The sequence below is a fragment of the Cupriavidus sp. NPDC089707 genome, assembly GCF_044748965.1.
Lineage (GTDB): Bacteria > Pseudomonadota > Gammaproteobacteria > Burkholderiales > Burkholderiaceae > Cupriavidus.
Genome location: NZ_JBIVHB010000017.1, coordinates 99,244 through 118,245 on the forward strand (window position 1 = coordinate 99,244; position 19,002 = coordinate 118,245).

The 19,002-nt window shown below is 67.0% G+C and carries 20 protein-coding genes; 6 read left to right on the plus strand and 14 right to left on the minus strand.

Annotated elements, in window-relative coordinates:
* Positions 1–810: a polyphosphate kinase 2 family protein gene (locus tag ACIP1U_RS23695; RefSeq protein WP_400320138.1), complete on the plus strand. Its 810-nt coding sequence runs from the start codon at positions 1–3 to the stop codon at positions 808–810.
* Between the two features lie 28 nt (positions 811–838).
* Here ACIP1U_RS23695 and ACIP1U_RS23700 read toward each other — a convergent pair whose 3' ends face one another.
* Both ACIP1U_RS23700 and pyrE read right to left on the minus strand, forming a co-directional pair.
* Entirely contained in the window at positions 839–2,155 is a 1,317-nt protein-coding gene (locus ACIP1U_RS23700) for a patatin-like phospholipase family protein (protein WP_400320140.1), read from the minus strand.
* An 82-nt stretch (positions 2,156–2,237) separates the two neighbouring features.
* A complete protein-coding gene (gene pyrE / locus ACIP1U_RS23705; protein ID WP_400320249.1) occupies positions 2,238–2,933 on the minus strand; it encodes an orotate phosphoribosyltransferase in 696 nt (231 codons plus the stop codon).
* Between the two features lie 30 nt (positions 2,934–2,963).
* On the opposite strand from pyrE, the gene ACIP1U_RS23710 reads away from it, so the two are divergent.
* A complete protein-coding gene (locus tag ACIP1U_RS23710; RefSeq protein WP_400320143.1) occupies positions 2,964–3,740 on the plus strand; it encodes an exodeoxyribonuclease III in 777 nt (258 codons plus the stop codon).
* Positions 3,741–3,749: 9 nt separating this feature from the next.
* Here the strand turns inward: ACIP1U_RS23710 and ACIP1U_RS23715 are convergent, their stop codons facing one another.
* On the minus strand, positions 3,750–4,148 hold the full coding sequence (locus ACIP1U_RS23715) for a type II TA system antitoxin MqsA family protein (protein WP_400320146.1): 399 nt from the start codon (positions 4,146–4,148) through the stop codon (positions 3,750–3,752).
* 32 nt (positions 4,149–4,180) lie between these two features.
* Positions 4,181–4,477, minus strand: a complete 297-nt coding sequence (locus ACIP1U_RS23720) for a type II toxin-antitoxin system MqsR family toxin (RefSeq protein WP_400320149.1) — start codon at positions 4,475–4,477, stop codon at positions 4,181–4,183.
* Between the two features lie 171 nt (positions 4,478–4,648).
* On the opposite strand from ACIP1U_RS23720, the gene argC reads away from it, so the two are divergent.
* Positions 4,649–5,596 (plus strand): N-acetyl-gamma-glutamyl-phosphate reductase, encoded by a 948-nt coding sequence (gene argC / locus ACIP1U_RS23725; protein WP_400320152.1) that lies wholly within the window; start codon positions 4,649–4,651, stop codon positions 5,594–5,596.
* A 70-nt stretch (positions 5,597–5,666) separates the two neighbouring features.
* On the opposite strand, the gene ACIP1U_RS23730 is transcribed toward argC, so the two are convergent.
* Entirely contained in the window at positions 5,667–7,745 is a 2,079-nt protein-coding gene (locus tag ACIP1U_RS23730) for a S8 family peptidase (RefSeq protein WP_400320155.1), read from the minus strand.
* A gap of 82 nt (positions 7,746–7,827) precedes the next feature.
* The gene (locus ACIP1U_RS23735; protein ID WP_400320158.1) at positions 7,828–8,793 is read right to left on the minus strand and encodes a M48 family metallopeptidase; all 966 of its coding nucleotides are present in this window, start codon (positions 8,791–8,793) and stop codon (positions 7,828–7,830) included.
* Positions 8,794–8,945: 152 nt separating this feature from the next.
* Here ACIP1U_RS23735 and ACIP1U_RS23740 point away from each other — a divergent pair, with 152 nt between their 5' ends.
* Positions 8,946–10,205 (plus strand): muropeptide transporter, encoded by a 1,260-nt coding sequence (locus ACIP1U_RS23740; RefSeq protein ID WP_400320161.1) that lies wholly within the window; start codon positions 8,946–8,948, stop codon positions 10,203–10,205.
* A gap of 12 nt (positions 10,206–10,217) precedes the next feature.
* On the opposite strand, the gene ACIP1U_RS23745 is transcribed toward ACIP1U_RS23740, so the two are convergent.
* Both ACIP1U_RS23745 and ACIP1U_RS23750 read right to left on the minus strand, forming a co-directional pair.
* On the minus strand, positions 10,218–11,066 hold the full coding sequence (locus ACIP1U_RS23745) for an acyl-CoA thioesterase (RefSeq protein ID WP_400320164.1): 849 nt from the start codon (positions 11,064–11,066) through the stop codon (positions 10,218–10,220).
* A gap of 101 nt (positions 11,067–11,167) precedes the next feature.
* A complete protein-coding gene (locus ACIP1U_RS23750) occupies positions 11,168–12,058 on the minus strand; it encodes a DMT family transporter (RefSeq protein WP_400320167.1) in 891 nt (296 codons plus the stop codon).
* A 110-nt stretch (positions 12,059–12,168) separates the two neighbouring features.
* Between ACIP1U_RS23750 and ACIP1U_RS23755 the strand changes: the two genes are divergently transcribed.
* Positions 12,169–13,083, plus strand: a complete 915-nt coding sequence (locus ACIP1U_RS23755) for a LysR substrate-binding domain-containing protein (protein WP_400320170.1) — start codon at positions 12,169–12,171, stop codon at positions 13,081–13,083.
* On the opposite strand, the gene ACIP1U_RS23760 is transcribed toward ACIP1U_RS23755, so the two are convergent.
* Positions 13,084–13,683 (minus strand): TetR/AcrR family transcriptional regulator, encoded by a 600-nt coding sequence (locus ACIP1U_RS23760; RefSeq protein ID WP_400320173.1) that lies wholly within the window; start codon positions 13,681–13,683, stop codon positions 13,084–13,086. It lies immediately after the preceding gene.
* Between the two features lie 66 nt (positions 13,684–13,749).
* On the opposite strand from ACIP1U_RS23760, the gene ACIP1U_RS23765 reads away from it, so the two are divergent.
* Complete coding sequence (locus ACIP1U_RS23765) at positions 13,750–14,178, plus strand: VOC family protein (RefSeq protein WP_400320176.1); 429 nt, start codon at positions 13,750–13,752, stop codon at positions 14,176–14,178.
* Positions 14,179–14,211: 33 nt separating this feature from the next.
* On the opposite strand, the gene metW is transcribed toward ACIP1U_RS23765, so the two are convergent.
* From metW to argB, 5 genes are all read right to left on the minus strand, one after another.
* Positions 14,212–14,823: a methionine biosynthesis protein MetW gene (gene metW, locus ACIP1U_RS23770; protein WP_400320178.1), complete on the minus strand. Its 612-nt coding sequence runs from the start codon at positions 14,821–14,823 to the stop codon at positions 14,212–14,214.
* Positions 14,820–16,010, minus strand: coding sequence for a homoserine O-acetyltransferase (locus ACIP1U_RS23775; protein WP_400320179.1), 1,191 nt, complete (start codon positions 16,008–16,010; stop codon positions 14,820–14,822). Before ACIP1U_RS23775 ends, metW begins: the two co-directional genes overlap by 4 nt.
* A gap of 276 nt (positions 16,011–16,286) precedes the next feature.
* Complete coding sequence (gene slmA, locus ACIP1U_RS23780; protein WP_400320180.1) at positions 16,287–16,967, minus strand: nucleoid occlusion factor SlmA; 681 nt, start codon at positions 16,965–16,967, stop codon at positions 16,287–16,289.
* Positions 16,964–17,920: a pyrimidine 5'-nucleotidase gene (locus tag ACIP1U_RS23785; protein WP_400320182.1), complete on the minus strand. Its 957-nt coding sequence runs from the start codon at positions 17,918–17,920 to the stop codon at positions 16,964–16,966. Before ACIP1U_RS23785 ends, slmA begins: the two co-directional genes overlap by 4 nt.
* A 69-nt stretch (positions 17,921–17,989) precedes the next feature.
* The gene (argB, locus tag ACIP1U_RS23790; RefSeq protein WP_084254770.1) at positions 17,990–18,907 is read right to left on the minus strand and encodes an acetylglutamate kinase; all 918 of its coding nucleotides are present in this window, start codon (positions 18,905–18,907) and stop codon (positions 17,990–17,992) included.
* Between the last annotated feature and the right edge of the window lie 95 nt (positions 18,908–19,002).

Below are 19,002 nucleotides of genomic sequence, written 5' to 3' on the forward strand. Positions count from 1 at the left end.
ATGCCGCTGGACGATTTCCGCATCACGACGGGCAAGCGATTCCGGCTTGCCGATTTCCCCCCCGGCAGCAAGCCGCTGTCGCGCGGCAGCAAGGCCGAGGACCTGGCCCTCATTGCCGAACTGGGCGAGGGCCTGGACGCCCAGCAAGACATCTTTTACGCTGAACACCGCCGCAAGCTGTTGGTCGTGCTGCAGGGCATGGACACCAGCGGCAAGGACGGCACGGTGCGCGGCGTGTTCCGCAGCTTCGATCCGCTCGGCATCCGCGTGGTCGACTTCAAGGCGCCTACTGCAAACGAACTGGCGCGGGACTACCTGTGGCGCATTCACCTGCAGGTGCCCAGGGCCGGCGAGATCGTGGTGTTCAACCGCAGCCACTATGAAGACGTGCTGATCACGCGCGTGCATGGCTGGATCGACAATGCCGAAGCCGAACGGCGCTTCCGCCAGATCCGGGATTTCGAGGCAATGCTGACGGAGACCGGCACCACCATCGTCAAATGCTTCCTGCATATTTCGCGCGACGAGCAGAAGGCGCGGCTGGAGGCGCGGCTGGCGGACCCGGAAAAACACTGGAAATTCGACACCACCGACCTCGCCGAGCGCAAGCACTGGAAGGCCTACATGGATGCGTACGAGGCCGCGATCATGGCGACCTGCACGCCGGAATGCCCGTGGTATGTGGTGCCGGCCGATTCCAAGACGCACCGCAACCTGATGGTGGCGGAGATCCTGACGCGGGTGTTCCAGGACCTGAAGCCCGCCTACCCGCCGCCCAAGCCGGAACTGGCGAAGGTCAGGGTCGAATAGCGCCCTGGCTGGCGGCTGACCGCCCGGCTCAGCCACCGTTGCCGCGATGCACGTCGTGCGTGACGAACGGGTGCTCGCGGCTGGGCATTGCCAGCCATTGCGGATGGCGCAGCGTCTGGCGGATATCGTCCAGGCCGCTGGTCCAGTGCTCGTTCATGGTCAGCAGGCCGAACTGGTAGTCCTTGGCCATGTTCTCGAACGATTTGTCGCGGTAGATCAGCTGGATCACGTTACGGCGCGCGTCACAGGCCTGTTCGGCGGCGCGGCGGTACCACTCGCTGTTGCGCCTGGACTGCGGCACCAGCGCCATCACCTCGTTGAGCATGCGGCGCATGTTCTGCTGCTCGCGCATGTAGTCCGTAATGGCGCGGGTGCGGCTGGAATAGCGGATCTCCTTCTCGCGCTCGGCGACGTCGACCAGATCGTGCGGCAGCTTGCCGCGCGCGCTCCACAGGTCAACCTGGAAGATCAGCGCGTCGCGCCGCGGCTGCGCGGTCAGCACCTCGGCCAGCGGGGTGTTGGACACCAGGCCGCCATCCCAGTAGTACTCGCCGTCGATCTCCACCGCCGGAAAGCCCGGCGGCAGCGCGCCCGAGGCCATGAAATGCTCGGGACAGAGCTTGTCGCGTGTATTGTCGAAATAGGCGAAATTGCCCGTGCGCACATTGACCGCGCCCACCGACACCCGCATCAGGTCGGGGCGATGGTTGATCAGGTCGAAATCGGCGAAGCGCTCAAGCGTCGCCTTCAACGGTGAAGTGTCGTAGAAACTAGCGCGCCCGGGATCGGCATAGCGCATCATCAGCGCCGGCCAGCTGCGCGGCTGGAAGAAGCCGCGCTGGCCTTCGACCATGGCGCGCGCGGCATGCAGGCCGTCGAACCAGACACGCAGCGGCTCGGGCCAGCTCTCGGCGCCATCGGTCAGCCAGGTGGGCGACAGGCTGGGCAGCCACGGCTGCGCGCAGATGTGTTCCCAGAACGCGCGCAGCTGTTCGATGCGGCGCTCCGGTGGATTGCCGGCAATCACCGCAGCATTGAGCGCGCCGATGGAAATACCCGCGACCCAGTTCGGGTAGATCCCGCCTTCGGCCAATCCCTGGTACACGCCGGCCTGGTAGGCGCCGAGCGCGCCGCCGCCCTGCAGCACCAGCGCGCGCACGGCATAGGCTTCATGCGCTGGGCGGTCTGGCGCCTTTGCATCCTGGCGCACCGGCTTGCGCGGACGCACCTGCGCGCCACGCTCGGCCAGCGAATCGCCGTTGCCGTTGGTCTTATCTGTTTCCTTTGCCGCTGCCGTCGATGCCGGCTGCCGCCCTGCCCGTTCCTGCCGCTCTTTCGCCGCCACGCCACGCCCCCTGCCGATTGGATATTCCGCCTGCCCTGGATCGTTGCAGCGCCCTGCGCATCCGCGCGGGCGCAAGGCCCCGTCAGACGCCGTAGCGCTGCCGATACGCCGACACAGCCTCGCGCGAAGCCGCCAGAGACTGGTCCTGCGACGCGTCGAGGTAGGCCAGCAGGTCCTTCAGGCTGGCGATCGCAATCACGGGGATGCCGAATTCGCGCTGCACGTCCTGCACGGCCGAATGCGTGCCCACCTGGTCGGCGGTCCCGCTCTTTTCCATGCGGTCCAGCGCGATCAGCACGGCGGCCGGCTCGGCGCCGGCGGCACGGATCAGGTTGACCGATTCACGCACCGAGGTGCCGGCGGAAATGACGTCGTCGACGATGACGACCTTGCCCTGCAGCCTGGCGCCGACCAGCGTGCCGCCTTCGCCATGGTCCTTGGCTTCCTTGCGGTTGTAGGCGAAGCCGACGTCACGTCCCATGCCGGCCAGTGCCACCGCGGTGGCAGACGCCAGCGTGATGCCCTTGTAGGCTGGCCCGAACAGCACGTCGAACTGCACGCCCGAGCCCAGCAGGGTTTTGGCATAGAATTGCGCCACCTCGCCGAGCATCGCGCCCTGGTTGAACAGGCCGGCGTTGAAGAAATACGGCGACTTGCGGCCGGCTTTGGTGACGAATTCGCCGAACGACAGGACGCCGGCATCGAGCGCAAAGCGGATAAAGGTCTGGCTCAGGTCGGTGTCCTGGGGCCCTGCGGCCGGCGTGTTCTGCTGCGTCATCATTTCTCTCTGAATTCAAAATTTCCCCGAATGTTACGGATTATCAGCGCCAACCTCAACGGCATCCGCTCCGCGTCCAAGAAGGGCTTTTTCGACTGGATGGGCAAGCAGGACGCAGACATGGTCTGCGTGCAGGAACTGAAGGCACAGGCCGCCGACATGACCGAAGCGTTCCTGGCGCCACATGGCTACCATGGCTTCTTCCACTACGCGGAGAAGAAGGGCTACAGCGGCGTGGGCCTGTACACGCGACACAAGCCTGAGCGGGTCGTTACCGGATTTGGCAACGCCGAGTTCGACGGCGAAGGCCGCTATGTCGAAGTGCAGTATCCACACCTGGCAGTGATCTCGGTGTACGTGCCGTCCGGTTCCAGCGGCGAGGAACGTCAGCTGGCCAAGTTCCGCTTCATGGAGGCTTTCTTGCCCCACTTGCTGCAACTGAAAGCCAGCGGGCGCGAGATCGTGATGTGCGGCGACGTCAACATCGCGCACAAGGAAATCGACATCAAGAACTGGAAGGGCAACCTGAAAAATTCCGGCTTCCTGCCAGAGGAACGCGCCTGGATCGGCGAGCTGTTCGACGTCCACGGCTACGTGGATGTGTTCCGCAAGCTCGATCCGCGCCCGGACCAGTACACGTGGTGGAGCAACCGGGGACAGGCGTATGCCAAGAACGTGGGGTGGCGTATCGATTACCACCTGGCGACGCCGAAGATCGCCGGCACGGCGCAGTTGTGCTCGATCTACAAGGACGAAAAGTTCAGCGACCACGCGCCGCTGTCGATTGATTACGACTATCCGCTCTGAGCGGACCTGTCAGGCCGCCCGGACCTCTTCGAGCAGTTCCGGGTGGCGGTCGAGCAGCTTCAGTAGTTTGACTAGCGCCAGTGGGGGCAGCATTCGCCCGGTCTCGTAGCGCGAAAAGGCGTTGACGCCGCCTCCAAAGAGGTCGGCGGCTTCGCGTTGATCAAGGCGAAGCTTCTTCCGCACTTGCACAATAAAAGCCGGGTCAACCAGTTTGGCATTGACCTGCTTATTGAAGGCGAGCATCGCTTCACCCAACGAATCGTCTCCCCTTGGCATAACGCCTTCGCCACACTTCGGGCACCAGTCGCCCCGCACACCGCGTATCACCGTGGTTTCACCACGGTATGTATAAGGCACATCCCTGCGTTCATCCACCAGTTCAGCGCCGCCACATTCCGGGCACTTCATTTTGGAACCTCCTTGCATCAGTAGCCGGATCGCTATCGGAACTTGAAAGACACAACCAGAACGTCCTCAACGACGATCAGCTTCACATACAACGCCCCGTGTGGCGTGACAGGCTTGTAGACGTCCTGCCATACTCGGTGATCCCCGTACGTTGTCATGCTCTTGTAGACATCGCGAGAGTCGAGCCGCAATAACAATTCGCGTAGGGCAGCCTCGTTCAATCCCATGCTGGACGCCCCAGCGAAAGCTGATCGCGTCAATCTCAGCCGTCCCGCCTGCAGCAGATCCCTTATCCGTCCCAGCTTGTAATGCGCCGTCCCCTTCTCCATGTAAATTAACCTACTAGGTTAAATCCCGCAAGCCGCGAAATGTGCCAGATCGCAATAATCCAATCGGTACAAACCCCTGCGACCGGCCCCCATCCCCGCTACAATGCAGGTACCCCTGCGCCCGGCAGGAGATGTTTCGCATTCCCCCGCATTTCACAGAGCGAGTCCGCCATGGTTTTCAAAGTGTTCGTCGATGGTCAGGAAGGCACGACCGGTCTCCGGCTGCTTGACTATCTTTCCGGTCGTTCCGACGTGGAACTGCTGCGCATTGCCGATGACAAGCGCAAGGATCCGGCCGAACGGGCACGCTTCCTGAACGCCGCCGACGTCGCCTTCCTGTGCCTGCCCGACGTGGCCTCGCGCGAGGCGGTGTCGCTGGTGACCAACCCGAATACCTGCGTGATCGACGCCAGCACGGCGTTCCGCACCGCTGACAATTGGGCCTATGGCCTGCCGGAACTGGTGCGCGGGCAGCGCGAGAAGATCCGTGCCAGCAAGCGCATCGCCGTGCCGGGATGCCACGCCAGCGCCTTCGTGCTGGCGGTGCGCCCGCTGGTCGATGCCGGCGTGCTGCCGCGCGACTACCCGGTGTCGGCGTTCTCGCTGACCGGCTATAGCGGCGGCGGCAAGAAGATGATTGCCGACTTCGAAGCCGGCGGTAACCCGAAGCTGCACAGCCCGCGCAAGTACGCGCTGGGCCTGCAGCACAAGCACCTGCCCGAGATGCGCGTGCAGGGCGGCCTGTCGGCGGACCCGATCTTCAACCCGATCGTCGGCAACTTCCTGAAGGGCCTGGCGGTGACGGTGCCGGTGTTCGTGGACCGCCTGGCGCGCAAGGTCAGCCCCGAGCAGATCGTCGACATCTACCGCAAGCACTATGAAGGCGAGCAGTTCGTGCGCGTGATGCCGTACAACAGCGACGACAACCTCGACGACGGTTTCTTCGACGTACAGGCCAACAACGACACCAACCGGGTCGACCTGTTCGTGTTCGGCACGCCCGAGCGCCTGAACCTGGTCGCGCGCCTGGACAACCTGGGCAAGGGCGCGGCCGGCGCGGCGGTGCAATGCATGAACGTGCATGTCGGCGCCGACGAGGCCACCGGGCTGCAGGCCTGATACGGCTGCTTCCTGGACACAAAAAAAGCCGGCGGTGCCGGCTTTTTTTGTTGGTGGAAACCGGCGCGGCTTACACGCGCTGCAGCGCCCGCAACGCGTCCACCAGCCCCGCCCCCTGGAATGCGCGCTCGCGCCCAAGGTCCGTGGCCGCATCGCACAGGATGGCCTTGACGGTCTCGGGCTGTCCCATCAGCTCGTTGTTGCGCGACAGCAGCAGCGCAGCCACGCCGGACACATGCGGCGCGGCCATGCTGGTGCCATCCATTGACGCCAGCGTGCCGCCGGGCACGGTGGAGGTGATCTTCTCCCCGGGTGCCACGAGGTCAGGCTTGATGCGGCCATCCCCAGTGGGACCGTGGCTGGAGAAATATGAGATGCCATACCGGTAGGGATCGGTACGATGGGTCGCTCCCACCGTGATCACGGCGCGCGCGTTGCCAGGATCGGTGATGGTCTGGCCGCGAAAGCCCGCCCCCATGTGCGCGGCCGCGTATTGCTCGTCATAGCCATAGTTGCCAGCCGCCGCCACCACGATCACGCCGTTGGCCACCAGCCGGTCGCACTCGACGCACACCGGCGTGCTGCCGCAGGCGTAATTGCGCACGTCATGGTGCAGCGCCACGCTGAGGTTGACGCCATGCACGTATTGCCGGTCGCGGCTCTGGTTGAGCCAGCGCACGTATTGCAGCGCGCCCAGGATGCCGAACTCATCGCCCCTGCCCTGCGCATCGAAGATGCGCAGGTCCAGCAGCTCGATACGCGGGCAGATGCCGCTGACGTCGCCGCTTTCGGCAAGCTCGGGGGGCAGCGGCATAGGCTCCGGCCGCGCCAGGTAGGCCGACGACGGCCAGCCGGCGCCGATGATGCCGGCCACATGCGTGCCGTGGCTGCCGCCCGGCGGCACGTATTGCGCCGGGTCCTCCTGGCTGATTTCCAGCAGCGGCTCGATCACGGACCAGTCGATGATGCGGCCGTTGGCAAGGTCGTCGGCGATTGCTGCGATACGCTCCCTGAGCTCGCCCTCGCTGGGGCCGCGCTTGCCCTTGGGCATCGGGGGCAGGCGGCCGCTGGTGATGGCCGACAGGCGGGTGAAATCCAGCGTCCTGACCACGCGCGACAGACGCGGCGCGATCAGGCCATCGCGGACCGGCAGCGCCCCCTCCAGTCTGGCGGGATCGAAGAACGCCGGATGGCGCGCATCGATACCGGAATCGATCACCGCCCAGCGCACGCCCTGACCGCCGGTATCGAACACGCGGATGGCCGCATCCGCCTTCACGGTCTTGCGCGAGGCAAACACTGCGTGCTCGGCAGGCCGGTTGACGGAGATGCGCCACAGCGGCGCCACTGCCGCCACCTTCGCCGCATCCGTGGCATCGGCCAATCCTGCTGCCCGTGCCTCGGCCTCCTGCGGCGCCGCATGGTCGTCCTGCAGGCAGGCCCACAGCGTTTCAAGCACCTGCCGGCTTGCCTGCTCGACGCGCCGCGCCAGGCCGCCGGGCGGGAAGCTGTCGTCGTCCAGCCCCAGCAATGTCAGGGCAACATACTGCGCGGCGACATTGACCAGCCGACCCAGCGCCTGGCTGGCCGGTGCCGCGATTCCGCCGAAGCGCGTCCGGGAAGCCGTGTAGCCGATGTCCTTGAACCTCGCGATGGCTATCTCGCTGGACACATGGGCCAGCACCGACTCGCCCAGCCAGCGCACGAAGGCGTTGCCTGTCAGGCTGCGCTCAAGCGCGTGGCGCGCGGCGGTTGACCACCTGACGCCGGCCATCGGCAGCCGTACCTCCCGATGCCACCATGCCGTCAGCGGCAGCAGCCTGAGCATGTCGAAGAAATCGATCTGCGCGAGCAGGTGCGATTCATTGGCCGCCAGGAAGCGCTGGCCGGTCGCCGCCGATGCCGGCTCGGCCAGCGCCGGCAGGCGCCGCAGAACCGCCGCGCGCAGGGCAGCAATGCCCGCCGCGTGGTGCGGGGTCAGCAACAGCCCGCGCGGCACCTCGAACGATTCACCCGACGCATACAGCAGCCAGACTTCGGAGCTGACCGGCAGGTCGCTGGTGAAGCGCTCGGGCTCGGCCTCGCAGCCCGCGAAGATCAGCATATAGGCGGCCCGTTGCTCCGACGGGCTCATGCGGTTCAGGCTCATGCGGTTCCCCCTGCGGTTGTCGCATTGTCCTTCGATCCGGCGGGCCGCCCCGATTACCGGCGCCCGGCGCCGGAAGCAGCGCCTAGCGCTTCAGCGGCTTGGTTCTGTCGTCGTCGCCCGCGTCGACCGGCGCATCGCCCAGTCCCGCCATATTGGCGCGGTACGGCGGCAGCCTGTCGACCGGGGTATTGATCGCGCGTGCGTAGAGCGGCAGCACCTCCGGCATGTGCTTTTCCAGGTCGGCAATCCGGCTGCGCCCGGACGGGTGCGTCGACAGGAATTCGGTGCCCGATTGCGACACCTTGCCCATCTTCTGCCACAGCGACACCGCGGCGCGCGGGTCAAAGCCGGCGCGCGCGGCGACGTCCATGCCGATCAGGTCGGCCTCGGTCTCGTCGGCCCGCGAGAAGCGCAGCGTCAGCAGGTGCGCCCCGGTGCCGAGCGCCATGTTGCCCAGGTTGCCGAAGCCGAACAGCTGCGAAATCACATTGGCGCCCAGGTTGGTAATCTCCGACTTGGCGGCGCGCTCACGCGCATGCTCCTGCAGCGCGTGCGCGATCTCGTGCCCCATCACCATCGCGATCTCGTCATCGGTCAGCTTGAGCTGGTCGAGCAGGCCGGTGTAGATGGCGATCTTGCCGCCCGGCATGCAGAACGCATTGACCTGCTTCGAGCCGATCAGGTTGATTTCCCACGGCCAGTTGCGGGCGCGCTCGTTCCAGCGCACGGTCTGCGGCAGCAGCCGCTTGCCGATCGCGCGCAGCCGCCTGAGCTGCGGGTTGTCATCGCCCGCCAGCGCGCGCTTGGCGATGGCTTCCTGCTTTAGTTGCTCGTACTCCTGCGCGGCCTGCTGTTCGATCGCCTCGGCCGGCACGATATTGCGCACCGCCGAGCCGCCGCGCTGGATGTTGATGCCGCCCGGCTCGCCGCCCTGCCCCTGAGCGTGAGCAGGCATGGCCGGCGCAGCGAGCAACGCCGCCGCCAGAGCCAGCGCGCGGACAGGCCGGACTCGGATCGGACGCTGGACACATTGCTGGGGGCGGAGCATTTGCGGTTCCTCGGGCGCAGTAGAGGGATCGTGGCGGCGGACGGTGCGATCCGCGGCAACGCTGCCGCGGCGCAAGTGGCGGGGCAGCGAACGGGTGATGCAATAATACACGGCGCCCGCGCAGCCGCGCGGCGCTCCATCCCCGCGCATCCATGACTTTCCAGGCCTATCTCGATATCTTCCGCAACCGCCGCATCGGCGCCATGCTGACCCTGGGCTTTGCCTCCGGGCTGCCGCTGGCGCTCACCTCTGGCACGCTGCAGGCCTGGATGACGGTCGAGGGCCTGGATATCAAGACCATCGGCTTCTTCTCGCTGGTGGGCCAGGCCTATATCTTCAAGTTCCTGTGGGCGCCGCTGATGGACCGCTACACGCCGCCGCTGCTGGGCCGGCGCCGCGGCTGGCTGCTGGTGACGCAGCTGGGGCTGGTGGCGGGCATCGCCGCGATGGCGTTCTGCCCGCCGCGCGAGGCGCTGTGGACGCTGGCGGCGCTGGCCACGCTGGTGGCCTTCCTGTCGGCCTCGCAGGACATTGTCTTCGACGCCTACAGCACCGACGTGCTGCGCCCGGCCGAGCGCGGCGCCGGCGCGGCAGTCAAGGTGCTGGGCTACCGGCTGGCGATGCTGGTCTCTGGCGGGCTGGCACTGTGGCTGGCCGACCGCGTGCTTGGCTGGCAGCAGACCTACCTGCTGATGGCGGCGCTGATGGGCGTGGGCATCCTGACCCTGCTGTGGGCGCCCGAGCCAGACATGCCCGCGCGCGCGCCGCGCTCGCTGGAAGAGGCGGTGCTTGGCCCGCTGCGCGATTTCTTCGCGCGGCCCGGCGCATGGTGGCTGCTGCTGCTGATCGTGCTGTACAAGCTGGGCGACGCCTTTGCCGGCAGCCTGTCGACCACCTTCCTGATCCGCGGCGTGGGATTCTCGGCCGGCGAGGTTGGCATCGTCAACAAGACGCTGGGGCTGGCCGCCACCATCATCGGCGCGCTGTTCGGCGGCGCGCTGATGGTGCGGCTGGGGCTGTACCGCTCGCTGATGGTGTTCGGCGTGCTGCAGGCGGTATCGAACCTGGGCTACTGGATCCTCGCCGTGACGCCGCCGCACCTGTGGACCATGGGCGCGACCATCGCGGTGGAAAACCTGTGCGGCGGCATGGGCACCGCGGCCTTCGTGGCGCTGCTGATGACGCTGTGCAACCGCTCGTTCTCGGCGACGCAGTATGCGCTGCTGTCGGCGCTGGCGTCGGTCGGCCGGGTCTATGTCGGGCCAACCTCGGGCTATATGGTCGAGGCCTGGGGCTGGGCGCCGTTCTACCTCGGCACCGTGGTGGTGGCGCTGCCCGGGGTGATGTTGCTCTGGGCGATGCGCAACACCGTGCACCGCTACGAAGCCCAGGCGCGCGAAGCGATCGCCTGAGCCCGCTCGAGCTTATTCCTTGTAGTAGACGATCTGATGCGAGCTGGCCAGCAACTGGCCATCCGGGCTCCACAGCTGCGCGCGCTGGTCGAAGTACCCCTGCTGGAACACCTGCGCCTGCGCGCTGGCCAGCACGTGGCTGTCGCCCAGCGCCGCCAGCGCGGGCGCATCGGCGTGGAAATACGTGGTCATCGACACCGTGCCGGCTGGCACGAAGCCCGCGCGCTTGAGGAAGATGCGCGGGTAGAAGCTGTCCGCCCATGATGCCACCGCGGCAAAGTCCGGCGTGCGCGCCGGCGCATCGCGCAGCCAGAACTGCGTCAGGCTGTCGGGGTGCTCGGTGCCGGCCTCGGCAGTCGGCTTGGCACCGCGCACCGGACGCATGTCGTAGGACTTGAGCCAGCGCACCGGCGCAAAGCCGCCCATTGCCGGCAGCGTGTCGGCGCCCGGCACCTCTGGCATCACTGCTTCGCCGCAGGCCCAGGTCTCGCGGCGCACCGCGAACACGGCGGTGGCGGTGGTGGCCACGGCATCGCCCTGGCGCAGCGTCAGGTTCCAGTGCTGGGTCGAGCGGTTGGTTCGCACCGGCAGTGCCTCGATCTCGAACGGGCCTTCGGCGATCGGGCCGGCAAAGTTGACCGACAGCGCGATCGGGTCGCCCAGGCGCTGCGGGTGCAGCAGCGCCGCCTGCAGCAGCGTGGCGGCGGTGATGCCGCCGAACGGGCCGATCATGTTCCAGTAGGCCGGCGTGGTGCGGCCCAGAAAACGATTTTCGCCGGCGGCCTCCAGGGCGATGGCATCGTCGAACGCATGCAGCGCGACGGGAGCGGAGGTGGACAGGGCAGCAGCGGTAGCAGTCATGGCGAGAAAACAAATAGAACGGTCGTTCGATAGCTGCCTACACTAACCGTAGTCAGGAGTTCGGTCAACCAGTCCTGCAGGCAAGCGGCCCGGACGGCGCATCAGCCTTGCGCCCGGCGCCGCCATGGCAGGCTCCAGCCGAGTTGATTGGCGACCACGCCCAGCAGCACCAGCAGCATGCCCGCAACCTGCAGCGGCCCGAGCACGACGCCGAACACCATCACGTCGATGACGATCGCCACCAGCGGATAGACGAACGACAGCGTGGCGATCGACACCACGCTCAGCCGCTGGAAGGCGCCATACAGCAGGGTGTACATGACACCGGTATGGACCAGTCCCAGCGCCAGCAGCGCGGCCCAGGTGCCGGTGTTGAAGCTGCCGGCCGCGGGATGCGCCAGCGGTGCCAGCATCACCACGCCAAGCACCATCTGCAGGCCCGCGATCTGCCCGGGCGGAATAGCCTGCAGCCGGCGCGTGGCCATGGTCGTGACGGCATACAGCAGTGCCGCCAGCAGCGCCAGGCCGATCCCGGCCAGCATCGCGACGCCGGTGGCGCCGTGCTCAAGGCCGGTGATCAGCATCACGCCGGCAAAGGCCAAAACCAGCCACGGCAGCCGGGCAAACGGGAACGGCTCGCGCTGCATGGCAGATGTCAGCAGCAGCAGGAAAAACGGCTGGGTATGGTAGACCACCGTGGCAATGGCGATGCCGCTGTAGGCATAGGCCGAAAACAGCGCCAGCCAGTTGAGCACCAGCGTGACACCGCCCAGTGCCAGCCAGCCCAGTTGCGCGCGGCTCATGCGCACCCAGCCGCGCTGCAACGTCAGCGTGCCCAGCAGCGCGGCGCCGCCAAAGATGCAGCGGAAGAACACCACGTCCAGCGGCGGCTGCCCGCTGGTGACGACAAACCACCCAATGGTGCCTGACAACACCATGGCCGCGACCATGCGCCAGGCGCCGCCGGGCAGGGATTGGGGGGAAGAAGGCATGGGGCACTCCGGAGATGCAATGGCGGCATTGTTCCACCCCACTGTCCGCTCAACAATCCCGTCAAGACTCAATTAGTATTTGAGCTGCGATCAAAGATTGGAGACGCGGCATGTCGGATACGCCACTCAACGCGATGGCCGTCTTCGCCCGCGTGGTCGAATGCGGCAGCTTCTCCGCCGCCGCGCAAGATCTCGGCATGACGCCGTCGGGAGTCAGCCGGCACGTATCGCGGCTGGAAGCGACGCTCGGCGCCAGCCTGCTGCAGCGGACCACGCGGGCCTTCGCGCTGACCGAGCTGGGCCAGTCGGTCTACGCCGCCTGCGCGCGCATGACCGCCGCCGCGCGCGAGGTCACCGCGCTGGCCGGCGAGCACGGCGGCACGCCCCATGGCGTGCTGCGCGTCAGCGCTCCGGTCTCGTTCGGGCAGGCCTGGCTGGCGCCGCGCCTGCCGGCGCTTCTGCAGAAATATCCGGGGCTGGACCTGCAGCTGACACTGGCCGACCGCATGGTCGACCTGGTCGAGGAAGGCCTGGACGTCGCCGTGCGCATCGCACGCGAACTGTCGCCCGGCCTGGCGGCGCGGCCGCTGCGCGAGGTGCGCTACCGGCTAGTGGCATCGCCGCGCTACCTGGCGCGGCACGGCACGCCCGCTGCGCCGGCCGAATTGCCGGCGGCGCGATGCCTGTATCTGGGCTACGGCAACTTCGGCGAGCGCTGGACGCTGCGCCACCATGCCGGCGGCGAGGCCGTGGTGGTGCGCATCCCGCCGCGGCTGACGCTGAACAATAGCCTGGCGATCATGACGATGGTGGAGCGCGATGCCGGCATCGGGCTGGTGCCGGATTTCTCGCTCGGCAGCGCGCTGGACGATGGCCGCGTCGTCACCGTTCTGCCGGAGTGGGACATCCTGGAGCCCTATATCGGCACGGCCTTCGCGGTGTACACGCCGACGCGCCACGTACCGCCAAAGGTGCGTGCCTTTGTGGACCACCTCGCCGCCACCGCCAATGAGCCGCCGGCCTGATCAGTCCTTGCCCAGTGACCGGCGCAGCAGCCAGAGCATGGCTTCGCGAACCCGCGCGCCATCGGCGCCAGCCTCGATCTCCAGCGCGGCACGGTCAAATGCCGCCGACAGCAGCGGCGCCAGCGCGCGCAGTGCCACCTCGCCCTGCCCGCCAACGGCGGCGGCATCGAGCCCCTCGCGCAGCGTGCGCGCGGCATTGGCCTCGTCCAGCGCCAGCGTTTCGCGCAGGCCCAGCGCGGCGGGCCCTTCCACCAGCAGCAGCCGGGTGCGGCCAGGCACTGTCATCGCGTCCAGATAGGCCTGCGCGCCGGCCATCAGCGCTTCAGCCGGATCCAGCCCGGCGGGCGCTGCGGCCTCGATTTCGGCAGCAACCGCCGCGGCTTCGTCAGCCAGCACGTGGCGGAACAGGTCGCGCTTGTCGGCGAAGTGGTGGTACAGCGCCCCGCGCGTGATGCCGGCCGCGGCGCAGACGTCGGGGGTCGAGGTCTCGCCGTAGCCGCGTTCGACAAACAGACTGCGCGCCGCGTCAAGCAGCGCCTGCCGGGTCGCCTCGGTACGTTCGCGGTTGGATCGGGCCACGCAATTTCTCCTTGCATACATACAGCCTGTATCTTAATATCACTTTACATACACGCTGTATGTATCCAGACATAACGGAGTCGCGTCGTGAAAGTCACCAGCTACTACCCCGTCATCATGACCGGCGATGTCGCCGGCACTGCGGCGTTCTACCAGCGCCACTTGGGCTTCGTGCCGCTGTTCACCAGCGATTGGTACGTGCACCTGCAACTGGCCGACGACCCTTCGGTCAACCTGGCCGTACTGGACGGCAACCACGAGACCATCCCCGCGCCGGCACGCGGCCAGCGTGCGCAGGGGTTGCTGCTGAACTTTGAAGTGGAAGACCCGGATGCGCTCCATGACCGCTTGCGGGCGGCGGGGCTGCCTATCCTGCTGCCGCTGCGCGACGAGGCCTTCGGCCAGCGCCATTTCATCACTGCCGATCCCAACGGCGTGCTGATCGACGTGATCAAGCCGATCCCGCCATCGGGTGAGTATGCGGCGCAGTATGAGCCCGGCGCGCTGCCGCAATAAGGCAGGCGGCCAGGCGCCGCCCGCCGTGCGAGGTCAGGCCGCGCAGACCCGGTACACCGCCAGGCTGCCGCGCCAGTTGACGCCCCAGTTCACGGTAATGCCCTCGTGCATCACCACGCGATCGATGATGCGCAAGCCGACCGTGGGCGCCAGTTCCTCGAAATCGCTGATGGTCAGCACGCGCACGTTGGGCGTGTTGTACCACTGGTAAGGCAGCGATTCCGACACCGGCATGCGCCCGCGGAACACCGACAGCCGGTGCGGCCAGTAGCCGAAGTTCGGGAACGACACGATGCACTCGCGCCCCACCCGCAGCGTATCGCGCAGCACCTGCGCGGTGTTGTGGATGGTCTGCAGCGTCTGCGACAGGATCACCGTGTCGAAGCTCTTGTCCTCGAACAGCGCCAGCCCGCCCTCCAGGTTCTGCTGGATGACATGCACGCCCTTCTGCGCGCACGCCAGCACGCCTTCGTCGCGGATCTCGATGCCGTAGGCCTGTACGTCGAGCTCGTCCTGCAATACGCGCAGCAGGCTGCCGTCGCCGCAACCCAGGTCGAGAACGGTGGAGTTGGGTTCGATCCAGCGCGCGATCGCGCGGAAGTCGGGGCGCAGCGCCAGGATGTTGGGATTGGCCAAGGCGTTCATGCGCCGATCTCCTCTGCGATGCGGTCGTAGTAGGCGCGCATCAGGTTGTGGTAGCGCGGGTCGTCGAGCAGGAAGGCATCGTGGCCGTGCGGCGCGTCGATCTCGGCGTACGAGACCGGGCGCTTGTTGTCCAGCAGCGCCTTGACCAGCTCGCGGCTGCGGCTGGGCGCGAAGCGCCAGTCGGTGCTGAAGCTCGCCACCAGGAAGCTCGCCTGCGTCTGCGCGATGGCGCGGGTCAGGTCGCCGCCGTAGGCCAGCGCCGGGTCGAAGTAGTCCAGCGCGCGCGTGATCAGCAGGTAGGTATTGGCGTCGAAGTACTCGGCAAACTTGTCGCCCTGGTAGCGCAGGTAGCTCTCCACCTGGAACTCGACATCGAACGAAAAGCGGATGTCCTCCGCCTTCAGTTCGCGGCCAAACTTCTCCGCCATGTCCTCGTCCGACAGGTAGGTGATATGGCCGATCATGCGCGCCACGCGCAGCCCGCGCTTGGGCTTCACACCATGCGCGTAGTAGTTGCCGCCGTGGAAGTCCGGGTCCGACAGGATGGCGCTGCGCGCCACCTCGTTGAAGGCGATGTTCTGCGCCGACAGCTTGGGCGTGGACGCAACCACGATGCAGTGGCGCAGCCGGTCCGGGTACATCAGGCTCCAGGCCAGCGCCTGCATGCCGCCCAGGCTGCCCCCCATCACCGCGGCGAACTGCGTGATGCCGAATACGTCGGCCACGCGCGCCTGCGCGTTGACCCAGTCCTCCACCGTCACCACCGGGAAAGCCGCACCATAAGGCTGGCCGGTCGCGGGATTCACGCTCATCGGCCCGGTCGAGCCGAAACACGAACCCAGGTTGTTCACGCCAATGACGAAGAAGCGGTTGGTGTCGAGCGCCTTGCCGGGGCCGACCATGTTGTCCCACCAGCCCAGGTCGCGCGGGTTGTCGGCATAGACGCCAGCAACATGGTGCGAGGCATTGAGCGCGTGGCAGACCAGCACCGCGTTGGAGCGCGCCGCGTTGAGCGTGCCGTAGGTCTCGACCATCAGATCATAGCCGGCGAGGGACGTGCCGTTGCGCAGCTTCAGCGGCTCGGCAAAGTGCATGCGCTGCGGCGTGACCACGCCGACCGAATCGGGCGGCAGGAAGGGCGCTGTGGGCGCGCTGGGCGCGTCGGGCGGCAGGGCGACATCAGTCATGGAATCCAGGCCCGCGGCGAACGGGCATAAAAAAACCCGACCGGCATTTGCGTGGAAAAGCATCGCAGCCAAGTCGGGCATTCCGCGGGATTCCGCGTGCCGGCGCCGATCATCGTCGTAGTGACATGGGGCGCCGACCCAACCTCTTTAGCCGCATTTATAGTGGCAGCCCGGACCGTGGTTCCCGTGGTCCTCGTGGCTGCCGCGCGCCCGCAAGCCAGTCATCAAATCGGCGCGACCGGGCAATTATAGAGCAATCGGCCCGGCGTGTCGGTTTCAGCCCAGCAGCACGCGCAGATGCGCCTCGGCCTGGTCCGACGGCGACTTGCGGAAACCGCTCTTGGCATAGCGGTGCCACTGGCCCTGCACCGTCGCCATGATCAGCGCGGCACGCGCCGGGATATCGGCATCCGCCGGGAACTCGGCCTGCGTCACCGCCACCTTCAGGCACTGGCGCAGCGACGCCTCGATGCGGTCCACCACCTGGTTGATGCGTTCCTGCAGCCGCTCGTGCTCGCCCACCAGCGCCTCGCCGGTCAGCACGCGCGTCATGCCGGGGTTCTTCTCGGCGAACGACAGCAGCATGCGCACGATCGCATGCGCCTGGCGCAGGCCGTGCTCTTCCTTGTCCGCAATCTGGTTGATCAGGCCGAACACGGTCTGCTCGATAAAGCCGATCAGGCCCTCGTACATCTGCGCCTTGCTGGCAAAGTGGCGGTACAGCGCCGCCTCGGACACGCTCAGGCGCGCGGCCAGCGCGGCAGTGGTGATCTTTTCCCCGCGCGGATGCTCAAGCATAGTCGCCAGCGTCTGCAGGATCTGGATGCGGCGCTCGCCCGGGCGCGGGCGCTTGCGCGCCGGCGCGGCAGGTGCCGCGGGTGTGTCCGCGGGTGTGTCCATCGCGTCGGCCCCGCCTGTAATGACTGCCTCCGGCTGGTCCCCGTTGGTTTGCGTCATGACCCGTTTCTCCGCATTCGTCGTTGGAGTTGATGCATCGATTGTACTTTTACGTCCACATAAGCCGGCCGGTTCGGCACGCGGGCCCGCACGCGAGGCACGTTACCGGACTGCGCCTGCGGTGCCTGCGGAACCTGTGATTCCGCGGCAACCAGCGTGACCGAATGCTCCTGCGCGGCGTGGCCGGCGCGGCGATCCTCTTCCGCCTCAAGCGTCGAGCGTACCGCTGCATCGCGCCGACTGCCGTCGTCGCGCGCCGGCATGTCAAGCGGGCGCGCGACGACGGCAGCCGACGCAATAGTGCGCAGGTAGCCGGTCACCCAGGCGGTGCGGATACCGGTGCCGGCATAGCGCTTGAGGTGCGACACAGTATCCTCCACCAGCACCGCGCGATGCGGCGCCACGCGCGCCTGCACCAGCAGCCGGTGCAGCATGCGGCGGTCCGGCTTGGGACGCAGGTGGCCATGCACCCACATCTGCTCGATCGCCACCACGCGCTCGAAGCAGTGGCCGATGCCGGCGATGTCCAGCACCGCGCGCGCATAGTCCTGCGGCGCGTTGGTAACCAGGATCTTGCGCCCCGGCAGGCGCCGCAGGTGCGCCGCCAGCCCGCGCTGCACGCGCACCATCTCGGCCAGCGCCGGGAATTCATGCGCCGCGCGCAGGAAGTCGGCGGGATCGACGCCATGGTGCCGGATCATGCCGAGCAGCGTCGCGCCGTAGCGCTGCCAGTAGTCGACGCGCACGCGGCTCGCGGTGGCCTCGTCGCAATCAAGCACGCGCGCCACGTAGGCGGTCATCAGCCGGTTGATCGCCGGGAAGATCGCGTGCGAGGCGTCGTGCAGCGTGTTGTCGAGGTCGAACAGCCAGACCGTGCGCCCCGAGTTGTCCCCGGCGGGACGGCGGCGCAGGCGAACGCGGACACGGCGCGGAGGAGGAAAACTGGTAGGCACGCCGGGCAGCTCTGGTGATGATGGGAATGCCGGGGCGGCCGGTTGTAGCCCGCGCCCCGGCGATGCCGCTCAGTGCGAGCGGATCATGGTGCCGAACGCCTGCTCGGTCAGGATTTCCAGCAGCAGCGAATGCTCGATGCGGCCGTCGACGATGTGCACCGAGTGCACGCCGCTCTTGGCCGCGTCCAGCGCCGACGAGATCTTCGGCAGCATGCCGCCCGAGATCGTGCCGTCGGCAAACAGCTCTTCGATCTCGCGCGCGGTCAGGTCGGTCAGCAGGTTGCCCTTCTTGTCCATCACGCCGGGGATGTTGGTCATCATCACCAGCTTCTCGGCCTTCAGGATTTCGGCCATCTTGCCGGCGACCACGTCGGCATTGATGTTGTAGGCCTGGCCATCGTCGGAGAAACCGATCGGCGAGATCACCGGGATAAAGGCGTCGTCCTGCAGCGCCTTGACCACCGCCGGGTTGATCGCCTCGATATCGCCCACGTAGCCGATGTCGATGAAGGCACCCGGGTTTTCGCGGTCGGGCATCTGCAGGCGCTTGGCGCGGATCAGGCCGCCGTCCTTGCCGGTCAGGCCCACGGCCTGGCCGCCGTACTGGTTGATCAGCATCACGATGTCCTGCTGGACTTCGCCGCCGAGCACCCACTCGACCACCTCCATGGTCTCTTCGTCGGTGACGCGCATGCCTTGCACGAAGGTGCCGACCTTGCCGACCTTCTTCAGCGCTTCATCGATCTGCGGGCCGCCGCCGTGCACCACCACCGGGTTCATGCCGACCAGCTTCAGCAGGATCACGTCACGCGCGAAGCCATGCTTGAGCTTCTCTTCGGTCATGGCATTGCCGCCGTACTTCACCACGATGGTCTTGCCGTGGAACTTGCGGATATACGGCAGCGCCTCGGCGAGGATCTCGGCTTTCAGTGCGGGAGCGATTGCGGCCACCGCAGTCGCGGCAGGCCCGGGGTTGTCGGCGTTCATGGGGGACATCCGTGAGATTCAACAGGTATGATGGCTAACAGCCGCGTAGCCGGGAACGGGAAAACGCAACAGCGCGCAACAGGGATCGCCCGAAA

Coding starts and splice junctions, on each gene's coding strand:
- ACIP1U_RS23695 (WP_400320138.1), top strand. CDS start 1: ATGCCGCTGGACGATTTCCGCATCACGACGGGCAAGCGATTCCGGCTT.
- ACIP1U_RS23735 (WP_400320158.1), bottom strand. CDS start 8,793: ATGCTCCGCCCCCAGCAATGTGTCCAGCGTCCGATCCGAGTCCGGCCT.
- ACIP1U_RS23715 (WP_400320146.1), bottom strand. CDS start 4,148: ATGAAGTGCCCGGAATGTGGCGGCGCTGAACTGGTGGATGAACGCAGG.
- ACIP1U_RS23740 (WP_400320161.1), top strand. CDS start 8,946: ATGACTTTCCAGGCCTATCTCGATATCTTCCGCAACCGCCGCATCGGC.
- pyrE (WP_400320249.1), bottom strand. CDS start 2,933: ATGACGCAGCAGAACACGCCGGCCGCAGGGCCCCAGGACACCGACCTG.
- ACIP1U_RS23745 (WP_400320164.1), bottom strand. CDS start 11,066: ATGACTGCTACCGCTGCTGCCCTGTCCACCTCCGCTCCCGTCGCGCTG.
- ACIP1U_RS23730 (WP_400320155.1), bottom strand. CDS start 7,745: ATGAGCCTGAACCGCATGAGCCCGTCGGAGCAACGGGCCGCCTATATG.
- metW (WP_400320178.1), bottom strand. CDS start 14,823: ATGAACGCCTTGGCCAATCCCAACATCCTGGCGCTGCGCCCCGACTTC.
- ACIP1U_RS23775 (WP_400320179.1), bottom strand. CDS start 16,010: ATGACTGATGTCGCCCTGCCGCCCGACGCGCCCAGCGCGCCCACAGCG.
- slmA (WP_400320180.1), bottom strand. CDS start 16,967: ATGACGCAAACCAACGGGGACCAGCCGGAGGCAGTCATTACAGGCGGG.
- ACIP1U_RS23710 (WP_400320143.1), top strand. CDS start 2,964: ATGTTACGGATTATCAGCGCCAACCTCAACGGCATCCGCTCCGCGTCC.
- ACIP1U_RS23760 (WP_400320173.1), bottom strand. CDS start 13,683: ATGTATGCAAGGAGAAATTGCGTGGCCCGATCCAACCGCGAACGTACC.
- ACIP1U_RS23755 (WP_400320170.1), top strand. CDS start 12,169: ATGTCGGATACGCCACTCAACGCGATGGCCGTCTTCGCCCGCGTGGTC.
- ACIP1U_RS23720 (WP_400320149.1), bottom strand. CDS start 4,477: ATGGAGAAGGGGACGGCGCATTACAAGCTGGGACGGATAAGGGATCTG.
- ACIP1U_RS23750 (WP_400320167.1), bottom strand. CDS start 12,058: ATGCCTTCTTCCCCCCAATCCCTGCCCGGCGGCGCCTGGCGCATGGTC.
- argC (WP_400320152.1), top strand. CDS start 4,649: ATGGTTTTCAAAGTGTTCGTCGATGGTCAGGAAGGCACGACCGGTCTC.
- argB (WP_084254770.1), bottom strand. CDS start 18,907: ATGAACGCCGACAACCCCGGGCCTGCCGCGACTGCGGTGGCCGCAATC.